16 protein-coding genes and 1 tRNA gene are annotated in these 19030 nt (G+C 38.4%); 1 reads left to right on the top strand and 16 read right to left on the bottom strand.

Annotated elements, in window-relative coordinates:
* Positions 1–486: 486 nt before the first annotated feature.
* From lysS to spoIIE, 16 genes are all read right to left on the bottom strand, one after another.
* Positions 487–1968 carry a lysine--tRNA ligase gene (gene lysS, locus GMJ66_RS09170; protein ID WP_156290016.1) on the bottom strand — a complete coding sequence of 494 codons (1482 nt, stop codon included), beginning with the start codon at positions 1966–1968 and terminating at the stop codon, positions 487–489.
* A 339-nt stretch (positions 1969–2307) separates the two neighbouring features.
* Complete coding sequence (locus tag GMJ66_RS09165) at positions 2308–2511, bottom strand: helix-turn-helix domain-containing protein (protein WP_156290015.1); 204 nt, start codon at positions 2509–2511, stop codon at positions 2308–2310.
* Positions 2481–2993, bottom strand: coding sequence for a 2-amino-4-hydroxy-6-hydroxymethyldihydropteridine diphosphokinase (gene folK, locus GMJ66_RS09160; protein ID WP_156290014.1), 513 nt, complete (start codon positions 2991–2993; stop codon positions 2481–2483). Before folK ends, GMJ66_RS09165 begins: the two co-directional genes overlap by 31 nt.
* Positions 2990–3355, bottom strand: coding sequence for a dihydroneopterin aldolase (gene folB / locus GMJ66_RS09155; protein ID WP_156290013.1), 366 nt, complete (start codon positions 3353–3355; stop codon positions 2990–2992). Before folB ends, folK begins: the two co-directional genes overlap by 4 nt.
* Position 3356: 1 nt before the next feature.
* Positions 3357–4178: a dihydropteroate synthase gene (folP, locus tag GMJ66_RS09150; protein WP_156290012.1), complete on the bottom strand. Its 822-nt coding sequence runs from the start codon at positions 4176–4178 to the stop codon at positions 3357–3359.
* 558 nt (positions 4179–4736) lie between these two features.
* Positions 4737–5666 carry a cysteine synthase A gene (gene cysK, locus GMJ66_RS09145; protein WP_156290011.1) on the bottom strand — a complete coding sequence of 310 codons (930 nt, stop codon included), beginning with the start codon at positions 5664–5666 and terminating at the stop codon, positions 4737–4739.
* 226 nt (positions 5667–5892) lie between these two features.
* Complete coding sequence (locus tag GMJ66_RS09140; protein WP_156290010.1) at positions 5893–6792, bottom strand: peptidylprolyl isomerase; 900 nt, start codon at positions 6790–6792, stop codon at positions 5893–5895.
* Positions 6793–6811: 19 nt separating this feature from the next.
* A complete protein-coding gene (hslO, locus tag GMJ66_RS09135) occupies positions 6812–7681 on the bottom strand; it encodes an Hsp33 family molecular chaperone HslO (RefSeq protein ID WP_156290009.1) in 870 nt (289 codons plus the stop codon).
* A gap of 17 nt (positions 7682–7698) precedes the next feature.
* Positions 7699–8478, bottom strand: coding sequence for a type III pantothenate kinase (locus tag GMJ66_RS09130; protein WP_156290008.1), 780 nt, complete (start codon positions 8476–8478; stop codon positions 7699–7701).
* A 635-nt stretch (positions 8479–9113) separates the two neighbouring features.
* Complete coding sequence (gene ftsH, locus GMJ66_RS09125) at positions 9114–11117, bottom strand: ATP-dependent zinc metalloprotease FtsH (RefSeq protein ID WP_156290007.1); 2004 nt, start codon at positions 11115–11117, stop codon at positions 9114–9116.
* A gap of 171 nt (positions 11118–11288) precedes the next feature.
* On the bottom strand, positions 11289–11846 hold the full coding sequence (gene hpt / locus GMJ66_RS09120; protein WP_156290006.1) for a hypoxanthine phosphoribosyltransferase: 558 nt from the start codon (positions 11844–11846) through the stop codon (positions 11289–11291).
* Positions 11847–13250 (bottom strand): tRNA lysidine(34) synthetase TilS, encoded by a 1404-nt coding sequence (gene tilS, locus GMJ66_RS09115; RefSeq protein ID WP_156290005.1) that lies wholly within the window; start codon positions 13248–13250, stop codon positions 11847–11849.
* Between the two features lie 80 nt (positions 13251–13330).
* Entirely contained in the window at positions 13331–14266 is a 936-nt protein-coding gene (locus GMJ66_RS09110) for a protein kinase domain-containing protein (protein ID WP_156290004.1), read from the bottom strand.
* Entirely contained in the window at positions 14229–14969 is a 741-nt protein-coding gene (locus GMJ66_RS09105) for a VWA domain-containing protein (protein WP_156290003.1), read from the bottom strand. The genes GMJ66_RS09110 and GMJ66_RS09105 overlap by 38 nt, the downstream gene beginning before the upstream one ends.
* A 71-nt stretch (positions 14970–15040) precedes the next feature.
* Positions 15041–15319 (bottom strand): hypothetical protein, encoded by a 279-nt coding sequence (locus GMJ66_RS09100; RefSeq protein WP_156290002.1) that lies wholly within the window; start codon positions 15317–15319, stop codon positions 15041–15043.
* A gap of 12 nt (positions 15320–15331) precedes the next feature.
* On the bottom strand, positions 15332–17785 hold the full coding sequence (gene spoIIE, locus GMJ66_RS09095) for a stage II sporulation protein E (protein WP_156290001.1): 2454 nt from the start codon (positions 17783–17785) through the stop codon (positions 15332–15334).
* Positions 17786–18569: 784 nt separating this feature from the next.
* On the opposite strand from spoIIE, the gene GMJ66_RS09090 reads away from it, so the two are divergent.
* Positions 18570–18643, top strand: a tRNA-Met gene (locus GMJ66_RS09090).
* Positions 18644–19030 lie beyond the last annotated feature (387 nt).

Here is a 19030-nt window from a genome sequence, read left to right as displayed (position 1 = left end):
TTAACTTACTGGTTGTTTGTTCAGTTTTCAAAGAGCAAAATTTGTTATCGCTTCGTAACAGCGACTTTATTAATATATCATATAGAGTTTTTATTGTCAACTCTATTTGAGATATTTTTTGTTGTTGCCTCTTACCGAAGCGACGTTTATTAATTTACCATGTTTAAATACTAAAATCAAGTAGTAATTACTGGTAATATGAGGAAATTACTACAAACGTATCATAATCTTAGAAAAGCCTTATAAAAAACCATTCCTTTAGAAAGCTTCAAATGCACTTCTTCTTTACTCCAACATCACATAAAGGAACTTTTATTTTAACTACGTGGATTTACCGTCGTTAAAATTCCATACTATTATATAGAGATTACTATATAAATGTTCACGCCCAGGATTTAAATTCACAATTACAAAGAATTGGACTACCAAAAGCCCCTAACAACATTTCTGTATATGACAGTTATTGTTAAGGGCTTTATTTAATCACTATTTATTTCGCATTTGCGGGAATAATAATACATCCCTTATAGATGGTGAATCTGTCAGTAACATAACCAAGCGGTCGATACCAATACCTAACCCACCTGTTGGAGGCATACCATATTCTAACGCTTCAAGGAAATCGTCATCCATAAGATGTGCTTCATCATTTCCTTCTTCTCTTTCTTTCACCTGTGCTTCAAAACGTTCGCGTTGATCGATTGGATCATTTAACTCACTGAATGCATTCGCATGCTCTCGTCCGACAATAAATAATTCAAAGCGATCTGTAAAACGCTCGTCCTCTTTATTCTTTTTAGCCAATGGAGATATTTCCACCGGATGGCCGTAAATGAATGTTGGCTGGATTAATGTTTCCTCTACCTTTTGTTCAAAGAATTCGTTTAGGACATGTCCAAACGTCATGGTATCCTTTACTTCTACACCATGTTCTTTAGCTAGTTGACGAGCCTCTTCATCACTCATTTTCTTCCAGAAGTCTACTCCTGTTTGTTCTTTTACAGCATCAGCCATATGAAGTCTCTTCCATTTTGGCTCTAGATCTACTTCATATTCTCCATAGGTAATTTTGGTTTTGCTAAATACATCTTTTGCAATATGTGCAATTAGGTTCTCCGTTAATTCCATAATATCATGGTAGTCCGCATATGCTTCATATAACTCAATCATGGTAAACTCCGGGTTATGTCTTGTTGAAACACCCTCATTACGAAATACACGTCCAATTTCATATACTTTCTCCAATCCGCCAACAATTAGGCGTTTTAGATGGAGTTCAATTGCGATACGCATATACAGCGGAATGTCCAATGCATTATGGTGTGTAACAAATGGTCGTGCCGCTGCTCCACCAGGTATACTGTGCATCATTGGCGTTTCCACTTCTAAATATCCATGACTATTTAGATATTCCCTCATAGACTGAATAATTTTACTGCGCTCAATAAACGTTTGCTTACTTTCCATGTTTGTAATTAAATCTAAATAGCGCTGACGATAACGTTGTTCAATATCCTTCAGTCCGTGATATTTCTCTGGCAACGGACGCAACGACTTAGTTAATAATTGAAATTCTTTAGCTTTAATGGATAGTTCACCTGTATTAGTACGGAAAATATCACCTGTTACTCCAATAATATCTCCAAGGTCTATCGTTTTGAATATTTCATAAGCCTGTTCACCAATCATATCTTTTCTCACATAGATTTGAATTTGGCCACTTAAATCCTGTATATGAGTAAATCCGGCTTTACCTTTTCCGCGTTTTGTCATAATTCTTCCAGCTACCGTAGCTTGTTCCTCTTTTTCCTGTAATTCATCCTTAGAGAATGGCTCATATTTTTCAAATATCTCACTGGCTAGATGAGTACGATCAAATTTCTCACCAAAAGGGTCTAACCCCTGCTCTCTATACTCATTTAATTTGTCACGTCTTACGAGCATTTGTTCATTTAATTCTTCTGACACAATAAAGCCCTCCAGTCTTTTATAGGTGTTAGTATATAAGAAATCATGATATATTTCACGTATGTAGTATTACGTCCAATACATTCTGTCTTTATTGGCATTATGGCCTGCTGCTGCATTATAAATACTTGATCATATGTACACTTTCTTATTCATAAAAACCTGCCAGCAAAGCTACTGGCAGGTTAACCTGTCGCAAATTCTTTATAAAACTTTGCTTTTAAGCTTCTATTTTTCAACATAGTTATATAGGATATCCAATCATTATTCCCGCTTTTTTAGCATGATTTATTTCTTTTCACACTCGTCCGTTCCCTTTTAAACCTTTTTCCTTGCATATTACTCCATCGTAATTTCTTCCTTCGCTATATCCAGAACTTCTGCCATTTGATCTAATAATTCATCTGTCACTGCTCTCGTCCCACGTTCTACATTTCCAATATACGAAATGGATACGTCCAATTCTTTAGCAAAATCTATTTGGGTATATCCTTTTAATTTTCGAAAAGCTTTTATCCTTCTGCCAAGTCGTTTTGCATCCATTTCCTTACTCCCTTAATGTCTGATTCTTGAAGTTCGTCTAATAATTCTTTTGCACACTTATTCCATATCGGAATCACAAAATTGGGAGCAATTTCATGTAAAGGAATGAGTACAAATGCACGCTGATGCATTCTCGGGTGCGGAATAAGCAATCTTTCTACTGTACTATTTTCGTTATTGTAGGTCAAAATGTCAAGGTCTATTGTTCTCGGGCCAAACCGGATTTCTCTTTTCCGCCCCAGCTGCTGTTCGATCGACTGACAGTAGGTAAGCAGTTCTAATGGCGATAGAGTTGTTGCCACATCGACTACCATATTTAAAAAATCCGCCTGATCCGTGTATCCTACTGGTGGTGTTTCATAAATAGAGGATTTTGTTTCAATAGAAATATCAGAATGACTTTCTAATAATTCTAAAGCGTCTTTTAAATAACCCATTCTTGGTTCTATATTCGTGCCCAGTGATAAAAACGCATGATTCATTGGCTTTTCTCCCGATAAATTTCTACAGCAACGGAATCGTAATGCCCGGGTATGGGCGGGTCGGATTTAATGACTTTCACCTTACATGCTTCTAACTTTTCAAAAGAAGAAAGGAGAGTTTGAGCAATACTTTCTGCTACGGCCTCAATAAGTTTTTTTGCCTTTCCTTCGACAATTGATTTTACTATATCATATACTTCACCGTAATCGATAGAATCATTCATATCATCGGTTTTGCCTGCCTTCTCCAAGTCCGCATACAACTCGAGGTCAACTTGAAACCGTTGGCCTAATTTATTCTCTTCTGGCATTAATCCATGGAATCCATAAAACTGTAAATTAGATAATAGTATTTTATCCATATTATCCCTCCTGACGCAGCATCGCATCCATCATTCTAGCTAGTTCCACATTCATTTTAACATGATGGACACGAACGATTTGTGCCCCTTTCACAATTCCTAAGCATGTCGTTGCACCTGTTCCAATATCGCGCTGTGTTGGCTCGGCAATATTCAATGTGCTGCCAATGAAACGCTTGCGTGACGTTGCCAATAAAAAGGGATAGCCCATTTGAACAAATGATTCCAGACGGTTCATAACCACTAAATTATCTTCTGCTGATTTTGCAAAGCCTACTCCCGGGTCGAGTATAATGTTTTCTTTCCGCACGCCAGCTTTGATAGCAATATCGATACTCTCCTGCAAATCCTTTTTCATATCATCAATTAAGGAGGTGTAGTTTTCGTTATCGCGGTTATGCATCAGGATAATAGGTACATCAAGCTTAGTAGCAACATGAGCGATTTCCGGATCCTTTTTCGCTCCCCATATATCATTGATAATATCAGCTCCTGCTTCAATCGCATGTCTGGCTGTTTCTGCTTTAAACGTATCAATGGATATTGGCAAATTTACATGCTGTTTGATAGCCTTAATGACCGGTACAACTCGCTCAACTTCTTCTTCTACCGATACAGGAACATGCCCAGGCCGTGTTGATTCACCACCGATATCAATTATATCGGCACCTTCCTGCTCCATTTTTTTGGCCTGTTCGACTGCCTTTTCTATAGTGGTATAGTTTCCTCCATCTGAAAAGGAATCTGGAGTAACATTTAAAATCCCCATAATATGTGTACGTTCTGATAAATGCAGAGTCTTAGTCTTTGTCTTTAATTCCATACAACAATCCCTCTTCCAATCCTTATTCTTACATTATCCTACCATATATTCCAAAAGCTCTTCCATTCTTAATAAAAAAATTATGATGTTTTCTAAATAATTTGTTGTTTTTGTCAATAAATCAATAGAATACAACATAGTTTAGATGATGATTGGTGCCTTATAAACCGCTCCGGAAATACACTACGGTTTCCGCGGGCGGCTGGTGAGCCTCCTCGTGCTATCTTCTTTAGGGGTCTCACCGATGCCTCTTTTCCTGCAGGAGTCTCCGTGTATTTCCTCCGCTAGTTTTGTGCTTTTATCTTTCTAACATCTGATTTAGCTAAATAAATTCCTAGCATAGCTAACAACTGTTAAGCTGGTTGATTGGAGCGGAGATCAACGTTGAACTATACTACATCGCACTTTATATTAATTATGTAGGATTATTATTCATCACATTTTAAACAAGCAACTCATTAAGTTATTGTCTGCTATACGGAATTTTAAAAATTTATTTTTTGTGGCAACGAGTAAAAAAAGGATTAGCACCGCTTGGGCTAATCCTTTTTTTGCGCTCTATTTTTCTTCTTCAAATTGATAAAGTGGTGTTGACAAGTAGCGTTCCCCATTATCAGGGAAGACTGCTAATACTTTTTTGCCTTTGCCTAAATCTTTTGCTACTTTCTTGGCAGCAGCTACTGCAGCACCAGCTGAAACGCCGCCTAAAATTCCATTTTTTCTTGCTACCAGACGTGCCGTTTCATATGCTTCTTCGTTTTCGATTGTTATAACTTTTTCATATATTTCCGTATCCAAAATTTCAGGTACAAAACCTGCACCGATTCCTTGAATTTTATGTGGCCCTGGAGATCCTCCTGAAAGAACTGGAGAAGCGGATGGCTCTACTGCATAAAGTTTAATTCCATCAAAATGTTCTTTTAGTACTTTACCCGCTCCTGTGATGGTACCACCTGTACCAATACCGGAAACAAATGCGTCTAAACCATCTTTCATTTGACTAGCGATTTCTTTACCAGTTGTACGCTCATGCACATCTACATTCGCTTCGTTATTAAATTGCTGTGGCATGAAATAACCGTTTTCTTTTCGCAATTCTTCCGCCTTTGCAATAGCACCTTTCATCGCATCAGCACCTGGAGTTAAAACAAGTTCAGCCCCATATGCCCTTAGAAGATTACGACGCTCGATACTCATCGTGTCCGGCATAACTAAGATTGCTTTATAACCCTTTGCTGCCGCAACCATCGCAAGACCAATACCAGTGTTTCCGCTTGTAGGTTCAACAATCGTATCTCCTTCTTTAAGGATTCCTTCCTCTTCCGCAGCTTCAATCATCGCCATCGCAATACGATCTTTTACAGAGCTTCCCGGATTAAAGAATTCCAATTTCACATAAATATCAGCACTATTCTCATCCGTAATACCGTTTAACTTAACAATTGGTGTTTCTCCGATTAAACCTATAATTGAATCCGCTACTCTCACAAAAAGCCCTCCTTATAATTCCCACTATTCTTATATGTTTAATTTATCCCTTTTCCTCCATACTGTCAAGAAAAAAAGGCTATTTTACCAATTTTTAGTATTATTTTTCATCTAAAAGTAAATAATAAGCAGTCATGTGTAATTATAAAATACTAGTCTCAGGGGGTACGTAAAATTAGGGCATTTTGCTAAAGGCAACACACATTCACTTTTTAAGACCTACTAGCTACCTTCCATATATCCATTCAATATCTAATTGTTCCCATAATGGGTCCGCTGAAAGAGATTGATTTAATTGTTGAAGTGCCAGTTCACTCTCAATATAAGGCTTCATTTCCTCATACGTAAAGTCAATGGACGGAAGTTTGCGATGGAAATACATAATAGCAACCCCATCATCAACTGGAAATGGCTCGCTATAGGAATACTCATTCATTCCTTCTGCCACATCTTCATATCCGTTTGGGAAAAATTGGCTGTTCGTATGAATAAAACCAATATAACCTCCATTATCCCGTGTTTCCTCATCCATAGAGTATTCTTTAGCAAGCAATGTAAAAGATGCACCTTGGTCAAGTTCACGTTTCACTTTCTCTGCTGTTTCCATATCTTCAACCAGAATATGCGAAATCTGCATGGCCTCTGTAAAATTATATTGGTTTCCATACGTATTATAAAATTGTTGTATCTCTTCTTCTGAAACGGAAACATCCATCGTTAATAACTTCTCCAATTGATACCGGTATATAATATCATCCCGCCAACCCTCTTCAAGTTCTTTAAACTCTTCCTCTGTCATGACTCCTTGCATCGAAGTTAGTAGAGAGATTTCACGCTGGATAACTTTCTCATCCACTTCGATATGATATTGATTTGCTAACTGACTAACGACCTCTCTGTCTATCATCGTTTCCAGTTCCTTTTTGCCGGAGCTGTCTATTAATGAATTGACCCAATCCACATATATTATTTCCTCTCCATTTACCGTCGCTACAGCATCCTTTGCGGAAAACGTCTGATTATTGCTATCCACAGCAACCTTGCTTTCGCGATTTAATAAAAGCAGTGAAGCAATATTGGTGATTAGGAGCACTACGATAATACTAAGCAGCAATTTTTTTGGCATCAATCGCAACTTCCTTCCACTACTGTTTCAGTTCTTTTAGCTCTTCTTCAGTAAATTGATACGTTTCATTACAAAAATGGCATTTAGCTTCGGCACCATGGTCTTCCTCTATCATATCTTGGATTTCTTCATTCCCCAGCCCGATAATTGCATTGGCAATTCGCTCTTTGGAACATTGGCAACGAAACTCAATTGGCATCTTCTCATGAAACTTCACTTGGCCCTCACCAAATAAACGCTCTAAGATTTGCTCTGGAGTATTCCCTTCTCTCACCATATTACTAATGGCTGGAAAATTATTAATTCGTTCTTCCAGTTTACCGATTACGTCATCATCTGCACCAGGCATTACTTGTACAATAAAACCTCCGGCAGCCAATATTGTATGGTCAGGATTAACAAGGACACCTGCTCCAACTGCAGAAGGGATTTGTTCGGATGATACAAAATAATACGTAAAATCCTCACTTATTTCCCCAGAAATAATTGGTACTTCCCCTGTGAAATAATCTTTAAGCCCCAGATCCTTAATAACACTAATTCTACCTTGGGTACCCACTGCACGTCGTACATCCAATTTCCCTTTTTCATTTAAATCAAAATCAACATGCGGATTAATGACGTAGCCACGTACGTGTCCTTTCGCATTTCCATCTGTTACAATAGCACCAATCGGACCATCCCCATCGACTTTAACGGTGATCGAATCTTCCCCTTTTAACATCGCCCCCATCATTGCTGTTACTGTCAATGTTCTACCTAATGCAGCAGATGCTGTTGCCCATGTATCCTGTCTTCTGCGAGCTTCTTCCACCAAGTCTGTTGTAGAAGCAGCATACGCGCGAATCATTCCATTATAGGTTGTTGCCTTTACTAAATAGTCCTTCATACCATCATCTCCTTTAGTTACCTCTTACCATTAGTTATTTGTTGATAGATAATATATAATCCTTTTAGAGTTAAATGCGGATTTACTTCATCAATGGTCGTCGAATCCTTTGCAACTAATTTAGATAAACCACCAGTTGCAATCACTTTTGGTTCCCCATTTATTTCCTTTTTCATTCGATTAACTAAACCATCAATCATTCCTATTGTTCCAAAATATACACCAGACTGCATTGCCTCAACAGTAGATGATCCAACAACACTTTGAGGTGCCTCAATTTCAATCTTCGGAAGTTTGGATGCCTTGCTGTATAAAGCTTCCATTGAGATATTCATACCTGGTGTGATAATGCCACCGCAATATTCCTCCTGTTCATTTATATAACAATACGTTGTCGCTGTTCCAAAATCAATAATAATGAGTGGTCCGCCATATTGCTTAATGGCTGCAACAGCATTAACTACACGATCGGCACCAATTTCCTTAGGATTTGGATAACTCATTTTTAAATAACGTGTAAAATCATCTTTTCCGATGATATAAGGTTCCAAGCCAAAATAATCCCGACTCATCTTCTCGAGTGCAAACATGATTGGTGGAACTACTGACGAGATGACTACACCTTTTACATCCGAGAATTGAATTTTATTATATTCGAACAGAGACTTAATTAGCATTCCAAACTCATCTTCTGTCTTATATCGATCGGTTTTTATACGCCATTCATGCTTTAATGTATTCTTCTCAAAAACACCTAGTACTGTATTTGTATTTCCAACATCAATAACAAATAGCATTCCCCACCAAACCTTCCTTAAATGTATCCTCTGCTTATTGGAAAATAATCATTCTTATTACAAAAAAATAATAGCTGACTACCTAAGTTGAAATAATAGTATGGCGCAGTTAACCACTCCGGAAACACACTACACTTTCCGCGAGGTGGCTGAAGCGTTGCCCTAAGGTGCGCGACTGCCCAGAGCGGAATTGGGCAGCGCACATTACTTATTCGTACTATAATCAACAGGGAAAACTAAAAACAACGTATGTACTATGCTAATGCACGTGTAAAATATACCACAATTTCCTTTTAAAACAAAAACTAGTGAACTATAGGAAAAGCGCAAGCGCCCGTTTAGCGACGTACGGACTGCGCCTGGCCATGCCAGGTGGTTCGGTGTTGTCACGCAAAGCGGCGGTTTTAACCGAACAGTCCCCGTAGGAGATAAAGGAAACACGGCGAACGGAGTGAGTCGATGTTGACTTTCACCGCAAGGGTATAAGTACGACTAAGCCTCTGGTTTCACCAATCGGCAAGTCTTCTTTATCGTACGGAGGTGAGGGAAGTCTCGCTAGTTGCTGGGTGCTGGAGCTAGATAGCCGAGTACAAAAAAAACAGCCACTTATGAGAAAAGTGACTGTTTACTTGCCGTTATTTTTTATCTTCATCGGAAGGGTTTGGTTCTTCCGGAGAAGGATCTACTATTTCTTCTTCTTTCTTATCTTCCGCACCAGCTTTAGCCTCTTCATAAGATGACCCTACTGCATCTTCATCTTCTTTGGATTGGATATTAACTTTCACATCTTCCTCCGAATCAGTGGCTACTGGCTCTGGCAGTTTACCTTCTTCAAATAAAGACTTAATTTGTTTTGCGTCCAATGTTTCCACTTCAAGTAATGTCTTCGCAATCAACTCAAGTTTATCCTTATTTTCGGTAAGAATCCGCTTCGCACGGTCATAACAGTAATTAATAAAGTTCTGCATTTCTTTATCAATCTCATATGCAATGGTATCACTGTATGTTTGTTCGTTTTGAATGTCACGGCCTAAGAATACGTTACCGCCGCCACCGCTGGAAAATTGCAATGGCCCAATTTTATCACTCATACCGTATTCCGTAATCATCTTGTTGGCAATATTCGTGGCACGCTGGAAGTCATTATGAGCTCCCGTACTTACTTCACCGAAGATAATTTCCTCGGCAACACGTCCGCCTAACAAGCCCGTTATCTTATCAAACAATTCCGGTTTTGTCATAAAGTAACGGTCCTCTTTCGGAAGCATGACTGCATATCCGCCCGCTTGCCCACGGGGTACAATCGTCACCTTATGTACCATGTCGGCTTCGTCCAGCACCATACCAATGACCGTATGTCCACTTTCATGGTAAGCAACAATATTTCTTTCCTTCTTAGAAATGACCCTGCTCTTTTTAGCCGGCCCTGCAATGACACGATCTGTCGCTTCATCAATATCTTCTTGGCTGATAGCTTTACGATTATCCCGAGCTGCAACTAAGGCTGCTTCATTTAGCAAGTTCTCCAAATCTGCACCTGAGAATCCTGGTGTGCGCATCGCAATCGTTTTTAAATCAACGGAATCATCTAAAGGCTTATTTCGTGCGTGTACTTTTAATACAGCTTCACGTCCATTTACATCTGGGCGATCTACCGAAATTTGACGGTCAAAACGTCCAGGACGTAATAATGCTGGGTCCAGTATATCAGCTCGGTTTGTTGCCGCGATGATAATAATGCCTTCATTGGCAGCAAACCCATCCATTTCAACAAGTAATTGGTTAAGGGTTTGTTCACGTTCATCATGACCACCGCCAAGACCTGCACCACGCTGACGACCAACTGCATCAATTTCATCAATAAAGATAATACAAGGAGCGTTCTTCTTCGCATTTTCAAATAAATCTCGTACGCGGGAAGCACCTACCCCTACAAACATTTCCACGAAATCAGATCCACTGATAGAGAAGAATGGTGTACCTGCTTCACCAGCTACAGCACGAGCGAGCAATGTTTTACCTGTACCAGGAGGTCCTACTAAAAGTACCCCTTTAGGAATACGTGCACCAACTGCTGAGAATTTACGAGGGTCTTTTAAGAACTCAACAACTTCCACAAGTTCTTGTTTTTCCTCATCTGCACCAGCTACATCCTTAAAGCGAACCTTTTTCTTTTCTTCGGTATACATTTTCGCCTTACTCTTACCAAAATTCATGACACGGCCACCACCGCCGCCACCTTGAGCTTGGCTAAAAATAAATAAAATAAACAGACCAATCAATAAGAATGGAAGTATTCCTGTTAAAAAGGTTAACCATGGACTTGGCTGTTCCTCTTCTATTACATTAAGGACCCCTTGTTCTGTTGCTGTTTCTGTTACTTGAGCAATCACATCTGTATTATCAGGTATTTGAGCAATGAAAGTCGTATTATCTCTTAATTCACCTGTAATACGATAAATACCGTTTGCCGGCTGTAATGTCATATCCTCAATATTTCCAGCACTTAATTCATCCATAAATTCTCTTACATTATATTGTTCTCTTTCTTCACCTTGGCCGTTGAATACTCCTATTACTCCGATAACAACGAAGAAAATAAGCATCCAAAAGAACACATTGCGAAAAATCTGATTCATTTCGTACCTCCTCCCTGACGGGGAAAAACTATAGTTCATCGTACCATATGAAAAACTTTATTTACAACTAATTTAACTTCCTTTTCTTCTGATTTTGCTAATCGCTTTCAGTCATTCCATATTAACTAATTAGATGTGCTCAATCTCACAGTATCGCCTATTATGTTGAAATTATTCTCCACCATAAATTTTCGGTTTAAGTACACCAATATATGGCAGATTTCGGTACTTTTCAGCATAATCCAGGCCATAACCAACAACGAACTCGTTAGGAACATTAAAACCTGCTAAATCCGCTGTAATATCCGCTGTTCTTCCTTCCGGTTTATCCAGAAGAGTGACAATTTTAATGGAGTTTGCTTTACGATATTTAAATAAATCAACGAGATAGCTTAAAGTTAGGCCACTATCAATAATATCCTCGATAATCAGTAAATCCCGACCCTCTACCTTTGTATTTAAATCTTTTACAATTTTTACTTCACCAGAAGAACGAGTTTCATTTCCATAACTCGAAACATCCATGAAATCCATCTCAATATGACAGTCTGTATAACGCAGAATATCAGACATAAAAGGCATTGCACCTTTTAACACACCAACTGCTAATGGGAATTTGCCATCATATTCTTTCGTTAGCAGTTCTCCTAATTCCTTACATTTCGCTTTTATTTCTTCCTCTGTTATTAAGATTTTTTCTATATCATTGTGTATGTTATCTTTCACCATCTATATCCTCCTACTGCTGCCTGCTCTGTATTGAACTTGTATCCATTGACCATCTTTTTGTTCTGATGTTGGATTCCCTTTTTTTAAACCGATTAACCAAAGGATATCATCGTTATTATCAACTAAGATAGGCCAACTATTCCGTTTGCTAATGGGAATTTTCTCATCAATGAAGATATCCTTTATTTTTTTACTTCCATTTAAACCTTTCCAACTCATCCTGTCACCAGGTTTTCTCGTTCTTATATGTAATGGTAACGCAACTTGACCTGCGTTTACTCCATAAGAAAGCTTTTCTTGCTTCACTTTATGATTCGCTTCTGCGGATATGATGACCGCCCCATCTGGCAAAACAATTTCTCCTGGAACATGAAGAATCTTATGGTAAGAATAATCTTGAGTAGATTCATCCGGGAAATAAAATAACACTTCCTCGTATGATTTTTCAACTCTTAGCTGAAATGGAAAATCGATACGGTTATTTCCTTTTTCCGTTTCTAATAATGAAAAAAATGCTTCCTCATGCATATAAGATAAATCATAAGGTAAATCCCCATATAGATAATTTAATATTAGATGAAGTGCACGCCTTTGTAAAGCTTGGGCCTGTTTTTTAAACGCATCGATTTTAAATGTTGCCCTATGTTTTTGTGAATCAAGGACAACCATTTCCCGGACTATCTCCTTCGCTTTTTCTTGCAGGAAACTCTCATCCTCGTGCCGCGTTTCACTTAAATATTGTATGGTAGTATGTATATTATTATTTTTTTCTTTTATTAATGGAAGTAGATGTTTTCTGAAAAAATTCCTTGTATAGGCAGTATCGAAATTGGTCTCATCAGTCCGGTATGTGATGCCATGCTCCTTACAATAGATTTCAATATCTGCTTTGGTTGTACATAAGAATGGTCGTATAATCCAACCTCCTGAAAACGGTCGCTTCACAGGTATACCAGAAAAGGCGGTAGATGAAGCAGATCTGGTAAGACTCATAAGCATCGTTTCAATTTGGTCATCCCCATGATGGCCCAATGCCAAATAATCGGCTTGTAATGTTTCCATTTGTTGTGCAAAAAACTGGTATCTTAATTCACGGGCAGCAACTTCCGTACCTAAGCCTTTTTCTTCTTTGTATGCCGGCACATGTAAGGAATCCGAAACGAACGGTATCCCCCATTCTTGACATGTATCCCGTACAAATTCCACGTCTAATCGGGATTCTTCTCCCCTTAATTGATGATCAAGGGAAACCGCAACAATATGTAACCCCCATCTCTGTCTGTTATGATATAAAAAATGTAGTAATGCCATGGAATCAGCTCCGCCGGATACCCCAACTAATACGGTTGCTCCATTTTGAAGCATGTGATGTTTTTTTATAAAATTAAAAACGGATTGTTTCATATGTCATCTCCACTAAAAATCAGTAAACTCTTTGATATTTATTATATCTAAAAACCTGAAGTACCCTCAACTAAACCATATTAGAATAGCAGGGATATAAGATAATATCCTAATGCTATAACGGAAATGCCCCCGATTTCTATGTAAAAAGGTATATTCGAAACTTTTTGATTGGATTTCTTTTTTATTCTGCTTTTGTTTTGTACCTGATAGAGAATCTTAACGACATCCCTTTTCATTTCCGCGCTAGACTGATATTTTCCTGCAATTGCTTTTTTTAACGGATTTCGATAAGGTTCTAATGGCTTTACATTGTCTATCTTCTTATACAATAATTTTTCAGATTGTGGGACTCTTTCAAATCTCCTTGGATAATAGATATTTAAAAAAACCATTACAAGTGCAAACAAATCATAGCTAGGCTCTGCTTTTCTCGTTCCCAACCCCCAATAGCCTCTGTCATAGAATTCTGTATACTCTTTAATTGCTCTCCCTTTTTGTGTCGTCCCCCCGACATCCACCCACCTGACTCTTGTTGGTGAAGATAAAACCATCAAATTATCTAACTTTAAATCTCCAAAAACCCAGCCTGATTGATGCAGTTTTTCTAAATCTTCCAGCAGTTGAAGCAAGAATACTCCAACCCATACATTTCCATGGCTTTTAATAAAAAGAGACATAGATTCCCCTTTTAAATATTCCATCACATAAAAGGAATACGTGACTCCATAAGGGGATACCCAGTCATCGACATCCAATAAATAAGGCCCAAGTCTACTCCCTTGGACCTGTTGCAACGATTTTAATACATTCACTTCTACCGTCATCGATGTGCCCTTATCACTAATCTTTAGAGCAGCCAGTTTTCCGCCGGATTCGCATAAATAAACGGTCCCTATTGCACCTTTTCCGAGTTTCCTCTTAATTTTATATTGCTTTTTGTGCCATTTTCCGGTTATTTGTGTTCCAGGCTTAAAATCAATATCCTGTTTCTTCCACGTCTGATTCATTTTCATTTCTAAAGCTCCTTAATAGGCTCTTCTTACCGAATTGATACATCGCTTCCCGTAATGCTGGACCAGTTGGGGTAATCCCACCACTTGTTAATTTCGGGAATACTTCTGATATGGAATTTAATTGTGGGGACCAGTCTAATACTTTTTGTATATCCTTCCGTTTTCCAGGAAAACTAAAAATACAAAAACGGTTTTTTCCAATTCGGGAATTAAGACTAATAGAAAGATCAATTAAAGATTCTTTCACGGTTGGAAGTTTTTCATGCATACTCGCACTTGTGTCTACCAATACGACGACTTCCAAATCACTCGTTTCCCCTAAATCTTCCACCACTTCCATAATCTCTCCACGTTTTTCCGGTTCCACATCTTCCAATGATTGGTTTGAACCTAAAATTTGCTTTAGCTCTTTATTTACAAATCCCTGTATCGTTTGTGTCATTGCTTGCCTTGTTACCATTTGTACCGTTTGGGATAGCGTTTCGCGATAAACAATTTGACTTACACCACCACCAGAAAGTGCAATATCTTCTACTTCCCGAAGGCCCTCTGCATCTTCCGTTTGATCATCATCGAGGATTCCTATGACATTGACAGTAATCCCTTGCTGATATGCAAGGGCTGCAACTCCAGCAGGATCTTCTCCCTTGTTAGAGCAACCGTCTGTTATTAATAAAATCTGTTTGAGCGTCCCTTTTTTCAAACCGAAAACCTCCTTTTATTCCACTAGCATCATCGACATAAAAAGGAGATTTTATACATAAAATTACTGTCCTAAGCACGGGAAGAGACTAGCAATCTATTCGGACTCCCTCTAGCTGTAGCATTTGTCGGTTGCCATCTCCCCTCTATAACATTTCCATTTCCCACTGCATAAACATTTTTTCCATAGAGAAAACTTCTCCTCCCTTTTTCTTGAACAATCCCCTTCCTCCCTATTTCTATCTTTAATAGATGTTGTAATTGAAATGGAATAGACATACTTATCTGTTTCCAGTAAAGAAGATATACAATAGCAAATATAAAATTAGTTATGATAGAATGCATCAACATAAACTCGCTCCTTTATAATGCTTTGTCACGATATATAGGGACGGCTGCCCATTTCGGCTGATTTTTTGTAACCTTGGAAACGAGGACGGTCATATCATCGTCAATTTCTCCTGATTTCGTTCGAATGACCTCCTCGAGCAGAAGATCAGCAATTTCCTGGGGGTCATCCGTTGTTATTTCCTGAAGCTTTCTCCTCATCCATACATCTGTGTTCTCAATATGCATCGGCCCATCAAATATTCCGTCACTCATCATTATTAATAAGTCTTCAGAAAGCAGTTGTTCACTGACAATATCTACATCAAATTCCTGTATAATACCGATTGGTAAATTACTTGCCTCCACCTTTATGACATCATCCCCTCTTTTAATGAAGCTTGGTGTAGAGCCAATCTTAAGAAATTGTACAAATGCATTATGCAAATCAATGACGGCAAGATCCAGTGTTGCAAACATTTCATCAGTTGTACGTAAAGACAAAATCGAATTAATCGATTTGATTGCCACTTTTTCGGGTATTCCGGTTTGTAAAATTTGCTGAAGCAATCGAAGTGTTTCCACACTTTCTTCACGAGCACGCTTTCCATTCCCCATCCCATCACTGATTGCCATCGCGTACTTACCTGCTCCCAGCTCAATTGTTGTGAAACTGTCTCCGGATATAATACCACCGCCTTTTGCGGCATTTGCGGCACCAGTAGAAACGACATACTCCTTGGCAGACCCAAAAGCTAAATAGCTTGTCCCATTTGGAAATGGCGATATTTCCTCTTGTTTAATCACAATCATTTCATCTAAAATGTCAGACAAAACCGGTGCAATTAGCTTTGCTCCCTCTCCATGGTAACTATAGAAGGATGCGGTCATTTCAATGTCTACATTTCCTTTTTCCAATGAAAAAATGTCTAATTTCTCCAGTTCAATTCCCATATGTTTTAATGCTTGAATAATTTGGTTCTCCTGTATTTCATGATGTTGTCTTTCTTTTAAAATTTCCTTTGCAAAGTCTCCCATAACTTCTGATACACCTTGCAGCTGGTCAGCAACCAAACGCTTACTCTCCATTACCTGCTGTTTTAATTTACGGTTCGCTTCAAAAAAGGTTATCTCTTCTTTCATGACATCCACTACTTTTTTTGATTTTACACAGTGGTTTTCAAACTCTCTCATCACTTTATGATTGGGGCCATTCCCTCCTTCTATATCATCTTTCATTTCCTCCATCAGGGAATACGTTGTGTCAAACTCTTTTTGCCAGCAGCGGTCTTTCATAAAACAGGACTGACATGTTCGTTCTGTCACTTGAGAAAGAAAATAATCCGTCTCTTTCTTTTTCTCGCTTTCATCCACTGCATAAATTTCTGTCGTATCAAAACTTTTCGCCAGCGCACCAAACACACCGGAAAATTGCTCTACACGTTTTGCTGTTACATTTCGTACCTTTTGCAAATATCTTTCTTGTTCGTTCGTATATTCCTCTGTACCTGGTATATATCGCGAAATTTTACTAAACCATGCTGCAGGGGTTAGAAAAAATAAAGTAATGGCCACTAATGATTCCATAAGAGATGGAACTAACTCTGCTGTACTTCCATAAATACCAATTAAAAACGTACCTACCAATAGTCCAATGCCGACACCGACCTTATTCCCCTCTTTTAACAGACCTCCCAACAACCCTGAGAATGCCAAAAGGCTCATTTGAAACAAATTAGCTACATTTGCCAGTGACAAAATTAATCCTGCAACAACACCAACCGTTGAACCAATCGCAGCCCCTCCTATAAAGGCAAACAATAAAACAAAATAACGTGAAAATACCTGCTCAATGGAAGCATTATAAATCTCCCAGCCAATCGTTCCTGTCAAAATCGAGGCAATGAGAATAATCATACAAACAATTTCCTCATTTTTTAACGTGGATTTATACCTTTTTGGTGATATTAATGGAATACTTTGCATAAAGATTAATACTAAGACAGTACCTAGTACACCTTCAACTGCTAATAGCATCCACTCATACGAGGTTAATTGACTATTGAGTGAATATAAAAATATTCGTGATAAAGCAGTAGACAGGAATACAAACAAAGGCACAAGGATTTGCTGATTCTTCTTGTTTTTAAATAATGCAGCCAGAAAAATAAATACTGTCAGTGCCGTGATGGTAAATAAACTATGTGTCAGTGAAAAGCTGACAGATCCAACAAGAACAGCAAGCATCGTATGAAATGTTTTTGCCCGATCCACGAACCAAATTGTTGCAATAAATGCAACGGCAAATGGGGAAACCTCAGATAAGATCACGGCCCGCCCCAACAAAAATCCGACGATAAAAAATAACCAGCCCTTTTCAAATAAAATGACATTAAACTTTAAAGAAAGATTGCTACGTAGTTTTCCAACTTGTTTATTTTTTTTTACACCAAATCCGCTCGTCTCCATCTTTGGAATAGAACCCATCATATTATCCACTCCTATCTTTTCAAATAAGTAAACCACACTATGCTAATTTTTTTTGTCAAAACATCGGTGCAAGTCCAAAAAATCGTTCGACTACTTTCTAAATAAAAAGCAAAATTCAACAAGCATTATAAAAAACACGGTGACAAGCAGCTGTTACGGTTTAAATATTTTACGTCTCCAATAAATCACTCATTTTGTATAGCTTCATTCCCTTTCAAATCCAATCATTTATATTCGATTCTTTGGCGAATCCCAGTGTGATATGACGAAATACGTATAATCCTCTAAATCCGTTTTGACATTTATACAATTTTTTTAGGACAGGCTGTTTTCTAAAAGATGGTCGCTTTTTAAATGGAAATTGTATGTCGCATTTGATATAAAGTGAATCTTCAATCAGTGGGGTTTTTTTTCCAACCCCCACTGATTGTTAGATGAACGAATCAGGAGTTTACTGGCTGTTAGTCCCCCACTTATAATTCTTGAGGCATCTCGAATTCTTGAAGTGGGGGGCTTACAGCCAGTTAATCACGTGATAAACTGAGAACCAATGAAAATTCCTAACGTGATGCTCCTGTATGTTCTGATGATGATACGTGCATGCATTCGCTCCGGTAGAATACTCACGGTTCGTGGGCACGGCCTAAAGCCTCATTAAGGAAAGATCGCCGCTAATCAGGTCTGGAACGTGCTATACAGGAAAAATAAAACATAAATTTCTAACTTCTTTATTTCTATTGACAGAATTTGTCCGCTGTTGTATTATAAGTTCTGTTGACTATTTGGCGGCGTAGCTCAGCTGGCGAGAGCGTACGGTTCATACCCGTGAGGTCGTGGGTTCGACTCCCTCCGCCGCTATCACTTTATAAGCATATAAAAAAACGGTTACCACTGACTCTGCTGGTAGCCATTTTTTTGTGCTTTAGGTTCTTTCGTAAGCTTTGTTGCTTTTTTATCATCACAAATTGAATAATTCCTATCGTGTTGCTCTCGCTTGTCCTAATGATGATAGGGTGCTTACAAAAATTGTTTTTTAATCCAATCAAACATCGATTAGCAAAACTCAGATAGAAGGTTGAATAGCACAACACTAGCGGAGGAAATACACGGAGACTCCTGCGGGAAAAGAGGCATCGGTGAGACCCCTAAAGAAGACAGCACGAGGAGGCTCACCAGCCGCCCTAAGGTGCGCGTAGTGTATTTCCGGAGCGGTTAAAACGTGCAAAACTATCATTTCAAGTTATG

The organism is Oceanobacillus salinisoli, from assembly GCF_009733865.1.
Classification (GTDB): Bacteria; Bacillota; Bacilli; order Bacillales; family Amphibacillaceae; genus Oceanobacillus; species Oceanobacillus salinisoli.
The sequence above is the reverse complement of the archived record's forward strand: the minus strand, read 5'-3'. Positions and strand labels throughout refer to the sequence as shown.

Coding starts and splice junctions, on each gene's coding strand:
- folK (WP_156290014.1), bottom strand. CDS start 2,993: ATGAATCATGCGTTTTTATCACTGGGCACGAATATAGAACCAAGAATG.
- spoIIE (WP_156290001.1), bottom strand. CDS start 17,785: ATGATGGGTTCTATTCCAAAGATGGAGACGAGCGGATTTGGTGTAAAA.
- hpt (WP_156290006.1), bottom strand. CDS start 11,846: ATGGTGAAAGATAACATACACAATGATATAGAAAAAATCTTAATAACA.
- folB (WP_156290013.1), bottom strand. CDS start 3,355: ATGGATAAAATACTATTATCTAATTTACAGTTTTATGGATTCCATGGA.
- GMJ66_RS09165 (WP_156290015.1), bottom strand. CDS start 2,511: ATGGATGCAAAACGACTTGGCAGAAGGATAAAAGCTTTTCGAAAATTA.
- hslO (WP_156290009.1), bottom strand. CDS start 7,681: ATGAAGGACTATTTAGTAAAGGCAACAACCTATAATGGAATGATTCGC.
- folP (WP_156290012.1), bottom strand. CDS start 4,178: ATGGAATTAAAGACAAAGACTAAGACTCTGCATTTATCAGAACGTACA.
- GMJ66_RS09140 (WP_156290010.1), bottom strand. CDS start 6,792: ATGCCAAAAAAATTGCTGCTTAGTATTATCGTAGTGCTCCTAATCACC.
- tilS (WP_156290005.1), bottom strand. CDS start 13,250: ATGAAACAATCCGTTTTTAATTTTATAAAAAAACATCACATGCTTCAA.
- GMJ66_RS09110 (WP_156290004.1), bottom strand. CDS start 14,266: ATGAAAATGAATCAGACGTGGAAGAAACAGGATATTGATTTTAAGCCT.
- GMJ66_RS09100 (WP_156290002.1), bottom strand. CDS start 15,319: ATGTTGATGCATTCTATCATAACTAATTTTATATTTGCTATTGTATAT.
- GMJ66_RS09130 (WP_156290008.1), bottom strand. CDS start 8,478: ATGCTATTTGTTATTGATGTTGGAAATACAAATACAGTACTAGGTGTT.
- ftsH (WP_156290007.1), bottom strand. CDS start 11,117: ATGAATCAGATTTTTCGCAATGTGTTCTTTTGGATGCTTATTTTCTTC.